Genomic DNA, 15,750 nt, shown 5'->3' with positions numbered 1-15,750 from the left:
AACCCGAGGCCCGCGTTCCGATTGTGCCCGCGCGGCCGGTCACGACACCGGGCGCGAATCCGCCCACATCAGCTCGAACTCCTCGCGGTAGGTGGGAAAGAGTCCGTTTTCATCGAGCTGGTCCGACTTCACCACCTTGCCGCCGTTCCGCCCGTTGCGCAGCACGAGCACCGGTGCCTCCATCCCCCGTGTCCGGCGCAGATACGACTGCACGACGGCGATGCCGTCGGCCCCGTCCCCGTCGACCAGGTAGGCCGTGAAGCGGGGCGTCTCGTCGAAGACCTGGATCTCGAAGGCGCCCGGGTCGCGCAGCCGGGAGCGCACCCGGCGCATGTGCAGGATGTTCATCTCCACCGCCCGGCTCAGCTCACCCCGCTTGATGCCCAGTTCGCGCTCGCGCCGCTTGACGGCGCTGGAGGCGGGGTTCAGGAACAGCAGCCGCACCCGGCCGCCGGACTCGGCCAGCCGCACCAGGCGGCGACCGGAGAAGTTCTGCACGAGCAGGTTGAGGCCGATGCCGAGGGCGTCCAGCCGGCGGGCGCTGCCGAAGATGTCCTCGGCCGGGAACTGGCGCAGCAGCCGCACCCGGTCCGGGTGCACGGCGACCACGTCGGCGTACCGGTCGCCGACCAGGTCCTCCACCGCGTCCACGGGGAGCCGGCGCGCGGACGGCACGTCACTGCCCGCGCCGAGGATCTCCAGCAGCCGCGCGGAAGCCCGCTCGGCCTGGTTCAGAACCGCCTCGGACAGCGCCCGGTTGCGGGAGACGACGTTCCGGGTGACCTCCAGCTCGTCCAGGGCGAGCTCGACGTCCCTGCGTTCGTCGACGTAGGGCTCGAAGCAGGGCCAGTGCTGCACCATCAGCTCGCGCAGCTGCGGCAGGGTGAGGAAACTGAGGACGTTGTCGTCGGCCGGGTCGAGCAGATATCCCTTGCGCCGGCTGACCTCGCGGACGGCGACCGCGCGCTGCACCCACTCCTGGCCGGCGGGCCCGGCCGCCGCGACCACCCAGTCGTCGCCGTGGACGGGTTCGTAGATGGGCCGCAGGACGGCGGCCACGACCGCGCGCAGCCGCTGCTCGACGAGGTTCAGCCAGATGTAGGCCCGGCCGGCCCGCTGCGCACGCGTGCGCACCTCGTGCCAGGCCTCGGCGTCCCAGTCCAGCTCCGGACCGATCGCGCCCGCGCCCATCGGCCGCGCCAGGGACACCGCACCGGGCGGGACGTCCGCGGAGTTCCCCTCGTGACCCTCGTCACCAGGGGGCAGCTCCAGCCCTCCCGAGCCCACCCGCGCACCGCCTTCCGCTCCCCTGAGCACTCCCGGGGACTCCCCGTCTCAACGATCAAGGAAGGGTACTCCGGGAGCGGTCCCGGGTGCAGCCCGATGGACAGGCTCGTTTTCCCAACGTCCTTGTTCCCCGGGCTCGTTCCGCACCGGCGGACCGTGGGGAGTGAGCGGATTCATAGCGGTGACGTCGCACGGTGCGGGGAAGAATCCGTTGCGCCCGCCTCCGTCCCCCGCCGGGCGGAACCCCGACAGATGAGTAGGAGCACGTGAGTGCTAGGTGGTCGCCTCACTTTCGGGGAGACTCGGAGCCATGGCGTCCGCACCGGCGCCCCACACCTGAAAGAGTCGTGTCCATGCAGGTCTGGCCTGGAGAGGCGTACCCACTCGGTGCCACGTACGACGGCGCCGGCACCAACTTCGCGGTCTTCACGGAGGCCGCGGACCGAGTAGAGCTGTGTCTGCTGCACGACGACGGCTCCGAGACGGCGATCGAGTTGCGGGAGAGCGACGCGTTCGTGCGGCACGCGTACGTGCCGGGCGTGATGCCGGGTCAGCGGTACGGCTACCGCGTGCACGGCCCCTACGCCCCGGAGCGCGGGCTGCGCTGCAACTCCGCGAAGCTGCTCCTCGATCCGTACGCGCGTGCGATCAGCGGTTCGATCCAGTGGGGCGAGGAGGTCTACGGCTACCACTTCGACGACCCCGGTCGGCGCAACGACCTGGACTCGGCGCCGCACACGATGACGTCGGTCGTGGTCAACCCGTACTTCGACTGGGGCGACGACCGGCGCCCCCGAACGGAGTACCACCACACGGTGATCTACGAGGCGCACGTCAAGGGCCTGACGATGCGCCACCCGGGACTCCCCGAGGAGCTGCGCGGCACCTACGCGGCCCTCGCGCACCCCGCGCTCATCGAGCACCTCACCGGACTGGGGGTGACGGCGCTGGAGCTGATGCCGGTGCACCAGTTCGTGAACGACCACCGCCTGGTGGACATGGGCCTGAACAACTACTGGGGCTACAACACGATCGGGTTCTTCGCCCCGCACAACGCGTACGCCTCCTGGGGCGACCGCGGCCAGCAGGTCCTGGAGTTCAAGTCGGCGGTGAAGGCGCTGCACGAGGCCGGGATCGAGGTGATCCTCGACGTGGTCTACAACCACACCGCCGAGGGCAACCACCTGGGCCCGACGCTGTCCTTCAAGGGCATCGACAACCCGTCGTACTACCGGCTCACGGACGACCCGCGTTACTACATGGACACCACCGGCACGGGCAACTCCCTGCTCATGCGGTCGCCGCACGTCCTGCAGATGATCATGGACTCGCTGCGGTACTGGGTCACCGAGATGCACGTCGACGGCTTCCGCTTCGACCTGGCGGCCACCCTGGCCCGGCAGTTCCACGAGGTCGACCGGCTGTCGTCGTTCTTCGACCTGGTGCAGCAGGACCCCGTGGTGTCACAGGTGAAGCTGATCGCCGAGCCGTGGGACGTGGGCGAGGGCGGCTACCAGGTGGGCAACTTCCCGCCGCTGTGGACCGAGTGGAACGGCAAGTACCGGGACACGGTCCGGGACCTGTGGCGCGGCGAGCCGCGCACGCTGGCGGAGTTCGCCTCCCGGCTGACCGGCTCCTCCGACCTGTACCAGGACGACGGCCGCCGCCCGCTGGCCTCCATCAACTTCGTCACCTGCCACGACGGCTTCACCCTGCACGACCTGGTCGCGTACAACGGCAAGCACAACGAGGCCAACGGCGAGGACAACCGGGACGGCGAGAGCCACAACCGGTCCTGGAACTGCGGCGCCGAGGGCGAGACGGACGACCCGGCGGTGCTGGAGCTGCGGGCGCGGCAGATGCGGAACTTCATCGCCACGCTGCTGCTCTCCCAGGGCGTGCCGATGCTCAGTCACGGCGACGAGTTCGCCCGCACCCAGAAGGGCAACAACAACGCCTACTGCCAGGACAACGAGCTGTCCTGGGTGCGCTGGCCCGACGCCGACGGGCCCGGCGCCGGCCTGCTGGACTTCACGCGCGCGATGGTGTGGCTGCGCAGGGACCATCCGGTCTTCCGCAGACGGCGTTTCTTCCACGGCCGGCCCGTGGAGGGCACCCACGACGACCTGTCGGACATCGCCTGGTTCACCCCGGAGGGCCGGGAGATGACCCAGCGGGACTGGAACTCGGCGCAGGCGTCGGCCCTGACCGTGTTCCTGAACGGCAACGCGATCTCCGAACCCGGCGCGCGGGGAGAGCGCATCGCCGACGACTCCTTCCTGCTGATGTTCAACGCCTCGCCGAAGCCGCTGGACTTCGTGGTGCCGGTCGACCACGGCCGGCAGTGGCAGGTCGTGGTCGACACCGCCCGCACCGACGGGACGCCCCCGGACACGGGCACGAAGGTGCAGGCCGGGGACCGGCTGACCCTCGTGGACCGCAGCCTGACGGTGCTGCAGCGGCCCGTCTAGGAGGCCGGGTCGCCGGAGCGGTCCTCCACGCGCGCGTGGAGGACCGCTCCGGTGCGTACGGCGTACGGCGCCGGGCGCGCCGCCAGGGCGATCAGGCAGGCGAGGGCGGCGGCCAGGCTCGCCACCGCGAAGGCGGCGGCGGGGCCGTGGGACTCGGCCGTACGGCCGGTGACGGCGACCGCGAGGGCCTGGCCGCCGGTGATCGCGCTGGTCGCGAAGGCCATCGCCTCGGCGAGCCGGGCTCGCGGCACCGTCCGTTCGGTGAGCGCGAACACGGCGATCAGATGCGGGGCGTAGGCGATGCCGAGCACGGTGACGACCGCGTACAGGGCGGCGAGGCCGTCCGTCCACAGCAGGGGCAGGGAGAGCAGGCACGCCGCCGCGGTGGCCGCCCGCCAGCGTGCCCGCAGGCCGATCCGGTCGGGTACGGCGGCCATGGCGAGCCCCGCGCCCGCGCTCATCACCCCCATGGCGGCGTACACCAGCCCGGCCTGGTCCGGCTGCCCGAGCCGTTCGGTGAGCGCCGTGATGCCCGCCTGGCACGCCCCGAACATCGCGCCCTGGAGGGCGAGTGATGCGTAGAGGGCGTGGACCGAACGGGGGATCCGGGGACGGGCACCTCTGCGTGGGCCGCCGGAGGCGGGGACCGCCGCCGCCCGGGCCGTCGGGTGGAGCGCGAAGCCCGTGCCGCACAGGGCCACCAGCAGTGCCGCGGCGCCCAGGGCGTGGGCCGGATGGGCCAGTACCGCCGCGAGGCCGACCAGGGCCGGGCCGAGGACGAAGGAGATCTCGTCGAGGGTGCTCTCGAAGGACAGGGCGGTGCCCACGGTGCCCTCGGGCGCTCCGGCACGGCGGGCGAGGGCCACCAGGCGGGTGCGGGCCAGCGGGCCGATCACGGGGACGCTGGCGCCGGCCGCCGCGCCGAGGGCGGCCAGCAGGGGCACCGGCAGCCCGGCGAGCGCTCCGGCCACGAGTGCCGCGATCGCCAGGGCGTTGGCCAGGCTGAACACGAGCACGACCGTGCGCTGGCCGTGCCGGTCCGCGAGCCGGCCCACCAGTGGCCCGCAGGCCACCTGTCCGACGGCGAGCGCGCCGCCGGTCAGCCCCGCGGCGGCCAGGGAGCCGCTGGTGCGGGCGACGAGGAGCACGCTGCCGAACTGGACGGTGGCCGTCGGCAGCCGGCCCAGGAAGGACACCGCCGGCAGGAGCGGCCCGGTCAGGCCGATCACCTCTCGGTACGTCTCCAGCGCGCCGCGCCGACCGGTGCTCGGCGTACTTCCCGTGCTCCCCGTTCTCCCCATCGCTCGAAGCTAGCCACGCGCGCGTACGCCCGAGGAGGGGCCGATGACACGAAAGGCGGCAGGGCGGGTACGTAGGTCTCCATGACACCTGAGCGACCCGACCCGGTGCTGCCCGCGGCCCCCTCGGCCACGTACCGGCTGCAGCTGCAGCCCGAGTTCCCCTTCGCGGCCGCGGCGGCGGCCGTTCCGTACCTGGCCTCGCTCGGCGTATCGCACCTGCACCTGTCCCCCGTGCTGGAGGCGGTGCCCGGCTCGCTGCACGGCTACGACGTCGTGGACCACGCGCGCGTGCGCGGCGAACTGGGCGGCGAGGAGGGGCTGCGGGCGCTGGCGCGCACCGCGAGGGAGCACGGTCTCGGTCTGGTGGTGGACATCGTCCCGAACCACATGGCGATGTCCCCCCGGCACAACCGCGCCCTGTGGGAGGTGCTGCGGGAGGGGGCGAAGTCGTCGTACGCCCGGTGGTTCGACATCGACTGGGAGGCGCAGGGCGGGCAGGTGCTGCTGCCGGTGCTCGGCGGGCCGCTGGGCGAGGTGATCGGCGAGCTGCGGGTCGACGGCGACGTGCTGCGCTACCACGACCACTCCTTCCCGCTCCGGGAGGGCACCGAGGACCTGCCGCTGCCGCAGCTGCTGGACGCGCAGTGGTACCGCCCGGTGTGGTGGCGGCTGGCCCGCACCGAGCTGAACTACCGGCGCTTCTTCAGCATCTCGGAGCTGATCGGGGTGCGCGTGGAGGACCCGGAGGTGTTCGAGGCCACGCACGCCACGGTCCTGCGGCTGCTGCGCGAGGGGGTGATCGACGGACTGCGCGTCGACCACCCCGACGGACTCGCCGACCCCGACACCTACCTGGCGCGGCTGCACGAGGCGACCGGCGGCCGGTGGACGGTCGTGGAGAAGATCCTGGCGGACGGGGAGCGGCTGCCGGCCGCCTGGCCCGTCGCGGGCACGACCGGCTACGACGCCCTGCGGCACATCGACGGTGTCTTCACCGACCCGGCCGGACACGGGGAGCTCCTCGGACAGTACCGGCGGTTCGCCGCACCGCAGACCGACCGGGGCGGGGACTGGGCGGCGACGGTGCGGCGGGCCGCGTACAAGGTGCTCACGCACGAACTGGCCACCGAGACCGACCGGCTGACGCGGGTGGCGCACCGGCTGTGCGCCATGTCGCCGGACCCGGCCCTGCGCGACCGGGCGCCCTGGGCGCTGCGCACCGCGCTGCAGGAGCTGCTGGTCCGGATGGAGGTGTACCGGCCGTACACGTCGGTCGACGCGGCCTCCGTCGTCACCGAGGAGGCTGCGGCAGAGGCGCGGGCGGCGTTCGTCGTGCCGGAGGAGGCCGGTGCGGTGGACGTCGTGCGGGACCTGGTGCTCGGTCGGGCCGGGGACGGACCGGACCATGGGGAGTTCCGGACGAGGTTCGCGCAGACCGCGTCGGCGCTGCGCGCCAAGTCGGTGGAGGACACGGCGTTCTACCGCTACGTGCCGCTGCTGTCGGCGACCGAGGTGGGCGGCGACCCGGGGCGGCCGGCCCTGTCGCCGGAGGAGTTCCACGCCTACTGCGCGCGCGTGCAGCGCGACTGGCCGGCGACCGGCACGGTCGTGTCGACGCACGACACCAAGCGCAGCGCCGATGTACGTGCGGCGCTGGCGGTGCTCACGGAGTGCCCCGAGCGCTGGGCGGACGTCCTGGCGGAGGTCACCCGCAGCGGCGAGGGCGTCCCCGACGCGCAGCTGGCGTGGGCGGCCTGGCAGACGGTGTTCGGGCTCGGGCCGGCGGACGCGGAGCGGGTGGGCGGGGCACTGCTGAAGCATGTGCGCGAGGCGGGCATGTACACCAGCTGGACCGAGCAGGAACCGCCCTACGAGGAGGCGGTGACCGCCTTCGTGGCGGCCGGGCCGTGCGGTCCGCCGGGCGAGCGGGTGGCCGCCTTCCGCGACACCCTCGAGCCGTACATCCGGGCGAACGTCCTCGGCACGGCCCTGGTGCATCTGACCATGCCGGGCGTGCCGGATCTCTATCAGGGCACCGAGGGCGAGTACCTGGCCCTGGTGGACCCCGACAACCGCCGGCCCGTGAGCTTTCCGCCCGCCGGTCCCGGGGACAAGGGCGCGGTCACGCGGGCGGCGCTGGAGCTGCGGCGCCGGCGGCCCGACGTCTTCGGCGACGCGGCGACGTACGAGCCGCTGACCGCCGAGGGGCCTGCGGCGGCGCACTGCCTGGCGTTCGTGCGCTCGGGAGATGTCCTGACGGCCGTGACCCGGCTGTCGCTGCGGCTGGCGCAGGCGGGCGGCTGGCGGGAGACGACCCTGCCGCTGCCGCCGGGCCGGTGGGCCGACGCGCTGGTCCCCGGACGGGAGTTCACGGGCCACGCGCGCGTGGAGGAACTCTTCGCCCGGCTGCCGGTGGCGCTGCTGACCCGGATCGGCAGCGGGGACACCGCCGGCTGACCGGTGGGCCCCCGGGTGCCTCGTCGGAGGCGGTCTTGCGGGGCGGGCTTCATCGAGCGGGGCACGGGCGCTGTGTGCCGGGGCGGGGCGGCTCGGGACGAGGGACCGGCCGGTGTCTGTCGGCGCGGTCGAGCGGGGGCCTTGCCGGACGGGCGGCGCGGTGGGGCGGCCGGGGTGGTCGGGGGCGTCCAGGAACCGGCCGGCGAGCCAACCGGGTGGCGCCGAGCCCCGTGACTGCGGTGTCGCCAACGGCGTGCCTCCGTACACACCACCGTCCACCCGAACGGACGTCAACGCCCGCCCCGCACCGTCGCGGTCGTGCAGATGTCGGCCGGGCGATCGGGTGGGCCGGCCGGGGCGGTGGTCGGCCATGTGAGGCGCAGGAGGTCGACGAAGGCCTCGGCCGCGCCGGTCGGCGGCAGGCGCGAGAAGACCGTCAGGGCGCGCCGCCAGGGCGGGTCGGGCGCGAGGACCACACAGCCGTCGCCGACCGCTCCGCTCACGATGTACGACGGAGCGGTGCAGACGCCGACGCCTGCGGCGGCCATGCGGACGGCCGTCGAGGTGTGCTCGGTGAGGACGGCGGTGCGGGGCCGGAAACCGGCGCGTCCGCAGGCCCAGTCCAGGAAGCGCTCGCCCTCGACGACGGGTTCCATGGCGCAGCGGACCCAGGGCCGGTCCGCGAGCTCGGGCAGCCGCACCGTGGTACGGCCGGCGAACCGGTCGTCGAAGGGCACCACGAGGACGATGTCCTCCTGGCCGACCGGGACGACGGTGCCGGACCAGTCGCGCGGCGGAGGGCCGACGGCGAGGTCCGCGGTGCCGCGCGCGACCTCCTCCTCCAGCACCTCGGTCGTCGCGTACTCGTGGAGGTGCAGCACCACCCCGGGGTGCGCGGTGCGCCAGCGCGCGAAGACGTCGGGAAGGATGCCGACCGCCACCGAGTGCAGGGCCGCCACGTGCAGTTCGCCGCCCTCGGCCCCGGCGGCGGCACGGGCCGCGCGGCGGGCCTGGGCGGCGCTGCGGACGGCGAGTTCGGCGTGCGGCCGGAAGGCGCGGCCCATCGGCGTCAGCCGCACCCCGCGCGGCATGCGCTCCAGGAGGGCGCCGCCGACGGACTTCTCCAGGGCCTTGATCTGGTGGGAGAGCGCGGACTGCGTCACGTGCAGGTTCTCGGCCGCCCGGGTGAAGGACGCCTCCTCGACGACGGTCAGGAAGTACTCCATCTGCCGCAGGCTCATCCCGCCCCGTCCCCCGTCCGACGTCCGGTGGTCACCGGCTCCCGTCATGAACTCCTTGCATCGAACCCACAAGAACATTGCCTTGGACTCATGGCAAGGCCCGGGCGGAGGCTGAGGACATGAACACACCGGACGTGATCGTCATCGGCGGCGGCACCGGCGGGTACGGCACCGCTCTGCGCGCCGCCGCCCTGGGTCTCGACGTCGTGCTCGTCGAACGTGACAAGGTCGGCGGGACCTGTCTGCACCGCGGCTGCATCCCGAGCAAGGCGATGCTGCACGCCGCCGAGCTGGTCGACGGCATCGCCGAGGCCCGGGAGCGCTGGGGCGTCAAGGCGACCCTGGACGCCGTGGACTGGTCTGCGCTGGTCGCCACCCGCGACGACATCGTGGCACGCAACCACAAGGGCGTGGAGGCACATCTCGCGCACGCGGGCGTCCACGTGGTGCGGGGCAGCGCGCGGCTGACGGGCACGCGCTCCGTGCGGGTGGACGACGGGCAGGAGCTCACCGCGCGCCGGGGGATCGTGCTGGCCACCGGTTCCCGTCCGCGCATGCTGCCGGGGCTCGCGTCGGACGGGCGGCGGGTGGTGACGAGCGACGACGCACTCTTCGCACCGGGGCTGCCGGCCTCCGTCCTGGTCCTGGGCGGCGGTGCGATCGGCGTGGAGTACGCCTCGTTCCACCGCTCGATGGGCGCGGAGGTCACCCTCGTGGAGGCGGCCGACCGGATCGTGCCGCTGGAGGACGCGGACGTCGGCCGCCATCTGACGCGCGGTCTGAAGAGGCGTGGCGTCGACGTGCAGGCCGGTGCCCGGCTGCTGGACGCCGAGGTGCTCGGCCACGGCGTACGCGCGCGCGTGCGCACGGCCCGCGGCGAGACCCGTACGGTCGAGGCCGAGCGGCTCCTGGTGGCCGTCGGCCGGGCACCGGTCACCGACGGGCTGGACCTGGCCGCCGCGGGCCTGGGCACGGACGAGCGGGGCTTCGTCGTGCCGGCGGACTGGTCCCGGCTGGAGACGGCGGTGCCCGGCATCCACGTCGTGGGCGACCTGCTGCCGCCCCCGTCGCTCGGCCTGGCCCACGCCTCCTTCGCGGAGGGCCTGCTGGTCGCCGAGACGCTGGCGGGCGTGCCGTCGGCACCCGTCGACTACGCGGCCGTGCCCCGGGTGACGTACTCGGCGCCGCAGACCGCCTCCGTCGGCCTGAGCGAGGCGGAGGCACGCGCGCGGGGGCACGAGGTGGCCGTCAACACCATGCCGCTGACGGCCGTCGCCAAGGGGATGGTGCACGGGCAGGGCGGGATGGTGAAGGTGGTCGCCGAGGCCGGGGGCGGTCAGGTGCTCGGGGTGCACCTGGTGGGCCCGCACGTCTCGGAGATGATCGCCGAGAGCCAGCTGATCGTCGGCTGGGACGCCGAGCCCGCCGACGTGGCCCGGCACGTCCATGCGCATCCGACGCTGTCGGAGGCGGTGGGCGAGGCGTTCCTGACCCTGGCGGGACGGGGGTTGCACCAGCAGTGAGCGAGCGGGGCCGGCCGCCGCTGCGGGCGGCCCCGCCCCAGGGGTCAGCCGGCGGTGTCCAGGGCGAAGACCGCTCCCGTCCGTGCCGTCATGACGCACGTGTTGGGGAAGGTCTCCTTGTACTCCACCGACCGTCCCCGCCACTGCCCGCGCGCCTCGGCGGTCACCGGGGCGTAGACCATCGGGCAGTAGGTGTCCCGCAGGGGGATGCGGTGGAGGTCGCCCTGCGCCGCGTCGAGGTCCGCGCAGGCCCGCGCCGCCTGGTCGTGGCCCCGGGGCGGGTCGCACTGCAGCAGGGCCTCGCGTGCGGCGCCGGCCCGGGCGTCGCCCCGGGAGACCTTGACGCGGAGCCAGTCGCCCGTCGGCTCCGGCTGCACGGCCGCCGGTACCGGGGCCGCGCACGCCACGAGGAGGGCGACCGCCGCCGGCAGGCCCCTCCGCAGCACTCTCGCTGTGATGGTGTGGGTCATTCCCGGTGCATCGGCACGGCGGCCTCGGAACCCCAGCCCGGCTCACCCGAACGGGAGCACGCGGAGGCGCGCCGCCCGGCCAGTTCGAACGCGGCGAGCACCACCCGCGTCTGGTACTCGGCCTGGCGGGCGACCGGTATCCAGCGCGCCGCGCAGCCGTCGCGGTAGTCGGCGCACCACTCGTCGACGAGCCGGTCCAGCTCCGGCAGTACGTCCGCCGGGTCGCGTCCCGCGCGGGTCACCAGTTGGTGCAGCAGGCCGGCGGTCCGCAGGGCCAGGCGCCGTCCGGCGATGCGCAGGGCGACCAGGTGCGCGGTGCTCAGCGGCGGCAGGGAGCGCCCCGATCCGTCGTCGGTGTCGGGGTCCCACGCGTCGGCGAGCCTGGGACAGACCAGCAGGTAGTCGTCGACCGGGGCGAGCAGGCGGGCCGCGTCCGGCCCGGCGTGCCGCGCACCGGGCCGGATCCGGGCGAGGAGGTGGTTCAGGAGCCGGGTGTCGTCGCGCAGGGTGCGGCTGACGGAGCGCAGTACGGCGTCCCGGTCGGCGGGCGGCGAGCCGTCGCCCACGGCGGCCACCCCCCACATGGGGGCCTCGACGACCGCCGTGACGGTGCCGTACCGCTGGGGGTGGCACCACGTCGACTCGACGGCCGCCTCGGTGATGGCCGCGGTCAGGTCGCCGCGGCGCGGCGGCGGGATCCGGTAGACGGCGGGTCCCAGGTGCGGCCAGTACAGGGCGTCGTAGGCACCGAGCTCGCGGGGTACGCCGAGGCGGGCCGCGCTGTGGGCGAGGCGCTGGGCGAGGCCGGGGAGGTCGTGGGTCAGCTCGACGAAGCCGCCGCCGACGTCGACGCCGTGCAGGGAGAACTGCAGGAAGGGCCGCAGTTCGTCCTGGAGTTCGAGCAGTGTGCGGGTCTCCGGCAGCGTGGCGCGTCCCGGCCCGTCGGGCAGCCACTCGGGCTGCTCCAGGAAACCGGGGCGGAAGAAGTTCCGGGCGTAGCGGCCGAGGGTGTACGGGCCGGACAGCCAGCCCTCGTTGCGGCGCAGGCCGTCGGGGTCGACGCACAGCAGCAGGTTCCAGGTGGCGTCGGCGGCCTCGGTGAGCCGGGGGTCGGCCAGGGCCCGCTCGGCCAGTCGCAGGACGGTGGCGCCGCCCACTGGCTCATTGGCGTGCGGTCCGGCGACGACGAGGACCTGACGGCTGCCGTGGCCCACGGACAGCAGCAGCAGCGGGGTGCCCGCGCGGGACGTGCCGACGCGGCGCAGCCGGGCGTCGGCGGGGTGGCGGGCGGCGAGCGCGGCGGCCCGGACGCCCATCTCGTCCACGGTCGGGTAGCGCAGGAGGGGCGGCAGGGCACACCTCCATGATGCGGGGCGTCGGTTCACCTGGTGTGCGCGGTGTACGCACAGTCAGTCACGACTTCAGGAGTACGTCAACACCACGAAGGGCAAAGGGATTTCAGCCACGACAAGGCGGCGACACCGAGTGAAACCCAGGCCAGAGGTGAACGGCGGCTCAGTTCCCCGCGAGCCGGAACGCCATCTGCCCGAAGCCGATCCGGTCACCCTCGCGGACGACGGCCGCGCCGATCACCCGCCGCCCGTTGACCGTGGTGCCGTTGGTGGAGCCGAGGTCGCGCAGGACCCACATGCCGCCCTGGCGGCTGAGCTCGGCGTGCACGCGGGAGACCGTCTCGTGGTTCAGCCGCAGACCGCTCGCGGGGTCGCGCCCTATGCGCAGCGGGTGGCCGGTTCCGGGGTGGGGCAGCAGCAGCTTGGGCAGCCGCTCGGCCTGCCAGGCGCTGCGCAGCCGTACGCCGAAGCCGGACACCGCCTCGACGGCACCGAACACCAGGCGCGACACCCGGCCCTCCGTGGGCAGGTCGGCGGTGAGCGCGGCGAGCTCGTCGACGCGGCGGGCGGCGAGCGCCAGCTCCATCCGGCGGACGAAGGTGTCGTGCGACAGACGGCCCATGGCGACGCCGTCCCGGAGCACCTTCAGCGCCTTGTCGCGCTCCGCGTCGGACAGTCGCGCGGGGTACGTGTTGAACTCGAAGGACGACGTCACGCAGGTGATTGTCGGTCAGCCGGGCCGGGGTGTCCAGGAATCGGGAAAACGCACCACCCCGCGCCGACGCGCCGCGACACCCGCCGCAAAAGGGAACTTTCACAAGCGGATTGATCGCTTTTGCAGGACCATGGACGGGCTACATCACGGTGAGCAGACGAAGGGGAACCGTCCGTGCAGTTCGAGGTGTGGGCACCGCAGGCCGGCCGTGCGACGTTGACGTGCGACGGCGTCACGCGTGCGTTGGAGCGCGATCCGGAGCGGCCGGGGTGGTGGCGCGGGGAGGCCGAGGCGCGCGACGGCTCGCGGTACGGGTTCGCGCTGGACGACGGGCCGGTACGGCCGGACCCGCGCTCGCGGCGGCAGCCGGACGGTCCGGACGGGCTGAGCGCGGTCGTCGACCACGGGCGGTACGCGTGGCGCGTGGAGTGGGCCGGGCGCCCGCTGCCCGGGGCGGTGCTGTACGAGCTGCACGTGGGCACCTACACCCACGAGGGCACGCTCGACGCCGCCGCCGACCGGCTCGGCCACCTCGCCGAACTGGGCGTGACGCACGTGGAGTTGATGCCCGTCTGCCCCTTCCCGGGCCGGCACGGCTGGGGATACGAGGGCGTCTCGCTGTGGGCGGTGCACGAGCCCTACGGCGGACCGGAGGCGCTGAAACGGTTTGTCGACCGGGCCCACGAACTGGGCCTCGGCGTGGTCCTGGACGTGGTGCACAACCACCTGGGGCCGTCCGGCAACTACCTGCCCGCCTTCGGCCCGTACTTCACGGACACCCACCACACGCCCTGGGGCGCCGCCGTCAACCTGGACGCGCCCGGCTCGGACGAGGTGCGTGCCTACCTCGTCCAGAGCGCGCTGGCGTGGCTGCGCGACTACCGCATCGACGGTCTGCGGCTGGACGCCGTGCACGCCCTGGTCGACACGCGCGCGTGCCACTACCTGGAGGAGCTGTCCACGGCCGTGGACGCCCTCGCCGCCGACCTGGACCGCCCGCTGTTCCTGATCGCCGAGTCGGATCTGAACGACCCGCGGGTCATCACCCCGCGCGCGGAGGGCGGACTCGGCGTGCACGCGCAGTGGAACGACGACTTCCACCACGCCCTGCACACCGCGCTGACCGGGGAGTCGCAGGGCTACTACGCCGACTTCGCGCGCGCACCCCTGGCCGCGCTCGCCAAGACGCTGACGAGGGGCTACTTCCACGACGGCACCTACTCCAGCTTCCGGGGCCGCAGCCACGGCCGCCCGCTGGACCGCAGCCGGGTGGCCGCGCACCGCCTCACCGGCTACGGCCAGACCCACGACCAGGTCGGCAACCGGGCCCAGGGGGACCGGCTGTCGGCCCTGGTCTCCCCCGGCCTCGCGGCCTGCGCGGCCACGCTGACGCTGACCTCCCCGTTCACTCCGATGCTGTTCATGGGCGAGGAGTGGGCGGCGGGCACGCCGTGGCAGTTCTTCACCGACCACACCGATCCGGAGCTCGCCGAGGCCGTACGACGCGGCAGGCGGCGCGAGTTCGCCGCGCACGGCTGGAAGGAGGAGGAGGTGCCCGACCCGCAGGACCCGGCGACGCGCGACCGTTCCTGCCTCGACTGGTCCGAGCCGGAACGCGAGCCCCACGCGCGCGTGCTGGCCTGGTACCGCCGGCTGATCGCCCTCCGTCACGAGCAGCCCGACCTCACCGACCCCGACCTCGGCGACATCAAGGTGGCCTACGACGACGAGGCGCGCTGGCTGGCCTTCCGCCGCGGGGACATCCGGGTGGCCGTCAACCTCGGCACCGAACCGGCGGCGATCCCCCTGGGCAACCGCCCCGCGCGGGTGCTCGCCGCGTGGGAGCCGGTGGAGGCACCGGGCGAGGACGGGGCGCTGCGCGTCCCCGGCGAGTCGGGCGTGGTGCTCCTTCAGGAGTGAGGACGCCGCGCCCCGTGCCGGGGGCTCGCTCGCAAGGAGCCGGTAACGGCGCGGGGACCGCTCAAGGGGCGTCGTCCGCGTCGTCCGCACCGTCCTCGCGCAGCTCGGTCACCCGCTCCAGCAGGATCGCCTCCCAGGCGTGTCGCAGCCGTGTCCTCAGCAAGGGGAGCGGCACGGCGGACCGCCCGGTGAGTCCCTCGGCCAGGTGGACGATCGCGTCGCAGCGGGCGAGCCACAGGCCGCGCAGACAGGGGCGGGCCCCGTAGCCGGCCAGCGTGGCCGCGCGGACGGCGGCCGGGGAACCGACGGCGAGCGCGAGCCCGGCGATGTCCTCGGCGGGGTCGCCGAGGGCGGCGTCGGTCCAGCCGAGGACGCCGCGCACCCGGCCGTCGGCGCTGACGACGAGGTGCCCGGCGGTCAGGCCGCGGTGGACCAGGACCGCCGTACCGGGCTGGGCGCCGAGCTGGGCCGCCGCAGCCTGGGTGAGCTGGGCCAGACGGGCGGGGTCGAACTCGTCGGCCGCGGCGAGCCGCCCGGCGGCACGGTCGGCGGCCTTGCGCAGCGACTCCAGTGAGCGCGGGGCGGCCCGCGGGACGCCGAGGGCCTCGGCCTGGCGGACCGGTACCTCGCGCAGCCCCGTGAGCAGCGCCGCCAGGTCGGCCTCGCCGACGGCCGACACGTCATGGTGCTCACCCGACCCGCCGGGCACGCGGGTGTCCAGCGTGTAGGGCAGCCCCGGCGCCCACTCGCCGTGCGCGACGCTCGTCGGCACCGCGACGGGGACGTACGGGCGGACCAGATCGCGCAGGCGCAGTTCGCGGCGCCGGCGCACGGCGGCCTCGCGGTCGGGAGCCAGGCGCAGCACATGGCGGGCGCCGACCCACCACGTGTCGGGCTCGGCGCCCCCGGTGGCGGGCCGCACGTCGGGACCGCTCCCCTCCCCCTCCTTGAGCAGGGAACGGACCAGTCGGCGGACGGTGTCCGCGGTGGGTGTCGGTGCCTGGGTCATGGTC

11 protein-coding genes are annotated in these 15,750 nt (G+C 74.2%); 4 read left to right on the top strand and 7 right to left on the bottom strand.

Annotated features, from left to right (window positions below; genetic code table 11):
- Positions 1-39 precede the first annotated feature (39 nt).
- Positions 40-1,287 carry a DUF5919 domain-containing protein gene (locus IE260_RS03595; protein ID WP_189868965.1) on the bottom strand — a complete coding sequence of 416 codons (1,248 nt, stop codon included), beginning with the start codon at positions 1,285-1,287 and terminating at the stop codon, positions 40-42.
- A gap of 353 nt (positions 1,288-1,640) precedes the next feature.
- Between IE260_RS03595 and glgX the strand changes: the two genes are divergently transcribed.
- Entirely contained in the window at positions 1,641-3,758 is a 2,118-nt protein-coding gene (glgX, locus tag IE260_RS03590; protein WP_189868964.1) for a glycogen debranching protein GlgX, read from the top strand.
- Here glgX and IE260_RS03585 read toward each other — a convergent pair.
- Positions 3,755-5,059, bottom strand: a complete 1,305-nt coding sequence (locus tag IE260_RS03585; RefSeq protein WP_189868963.1) for an MFS transporter — start codon at positions 5,057-5,059, stop codon at positions 3,755-3,757. The two genes, glgX and IE260_RS03585, sit on opposite strands and share 4 nt — an antisense overlap.
- Positions 5,060-5,140: 81 nt before the next feature.
- Here IE260_RS03585 and treY point away from each other — a divergent pair, with 81 nt between their 5' ends.
- On the top strand, positions 5,141-7,516 hold the full coding sequence (gene treY / locus IE260_RS03580) for a malto-oligosyltrehalose synthase (protein WP_189868962.1): 2,376 nt from the start codon (positions 5,141-5,143) through the stop codon (positions 7,514-7,516).
- 290 nt (positions 7,517-7,806) lie between these two features.
- Here the strand turns inward: treY and IE260_RS03575 are convergent, their stop codons facing one another.
- Positions 7,807-8,757 (bottom strand): LysR family transcriptional regulator, encoded by a 951-nt coding sequence (locus IE260_RS03575; protein WP_189869057.1) that lies wholly within the window; start codon positions 8,755-8,757, stop codon positions 7,807-7,809.
- Positions 8,758-8,876: 119 nt separating this feature from the next.
- Here IE260_RS03575 and lpdA point away from each other — a divergent pair, with 119 nt between their 5' ends.
- On the top strand, positions 8,877-10,280 hold the full coding sequence (gene lpdA / locus IE260_RS03570; protein WP_189868961.1) for a dihydrolipoyl dehydrogenase: 1,404 nt from the start codon (positions 8,877-8,879) through the stop codon (positions 10,278-10,280).
- 44 nt (positions 10,281-10,324) lie between these two features.
- Here lpdA and IE260_RS03565 read toward each other — a convergent pair whose 3' ends face one another.
- From IE260_RS03565 to IE260_RS03555, 3 genes are all read right to left on the bottom strand, one after another.
- Positions 10,325-10,750 (bottom strand): SSI family serine proteinase inhibitor, encoded by a 426-nt coding sequence (locus tag IE260_RS03565; RefSeq protein WP_189868960.1) that lies wholly within the window; start codon positions 10,748-10,750, stop codon positions 10,325-10,327.
- Positions 10,747-12,066, bottom strand: coding sequence for a M14 family zinc carboxypeptidase (locus IE260_RS03560; RefSeq protein ID WP_189869056.1), 1,320 nt, complete (start codon positions 12,064-12,066; stop codon positions 10,747-10,749). Before IE260_RS03560 ends, IE260_RS03565 begins: the two co-directional genes overlap by 4 nt.
- A 199-nt stretch (positions 12,067-12,265) precedes the next feature.
- Positions 12,266-12,817, bottom strand: a complete 552-nt coding sequence (locus IE260_RS03555) for an FHA domain-containing protein (RefSeq protein WP_189868959.1) — start codon at positions 12,815-12,817, stop codon at positions 12,266-12,268.
- A 174-nt stretch (positions 12,818-12,991) separates the two neighbouring features.
- On the opposite strand from IE260_RS03555, the gene treZ reads away from it, so the two are divergent.
- Positions 12,992-14,737: a malto-oligosyltrehalose trehalohydrolase gene (treZ, locus tag IE260_RS03550; protein WP_189868958.1), complete on the top strand. Its 1,746-nt coding sequence runs from the start codon at positions 12,992-12,994 to the stop codon at positions 14,735-14,737.
- Positions 14,738-14,798: 61 nt separating this feature from the next.
- Here treZ and IE260_RS03545 read toward each other — a convergent pair whose 3' ends face one another.
- Positions 14,799-15,746: an aminoglycoside phosphotransferase family protein gene (locus IE260_RS03545; protein WP_189868957.1), complete on the bottom strand. Its 948-nt coding sequence runs from the start codon at positions 15,744-15,746 to the stop codon at positions 14,799-14,801.
- Positions 15,747-15,750: the final 4 nt, after the last annotated feature.

Origin of the sequence: Streptomyces viridiviolaceus (assembly GCF_014650995.1) — a bacterium.
In the GTDB taxonomy this organism is placed as follows: domain Bacteria; phylum Actinomycetota; class Actinomycetes; order Streptomycetales; family Streptomycetaceae; genus Streptomyces; species Streptomyces viridiviolaceus.
The sequence above is the reverse complement of the archived record's forward strand: the minus strand, read 5'-3'. Positions and strand labels throughout refer to the sequence as shown.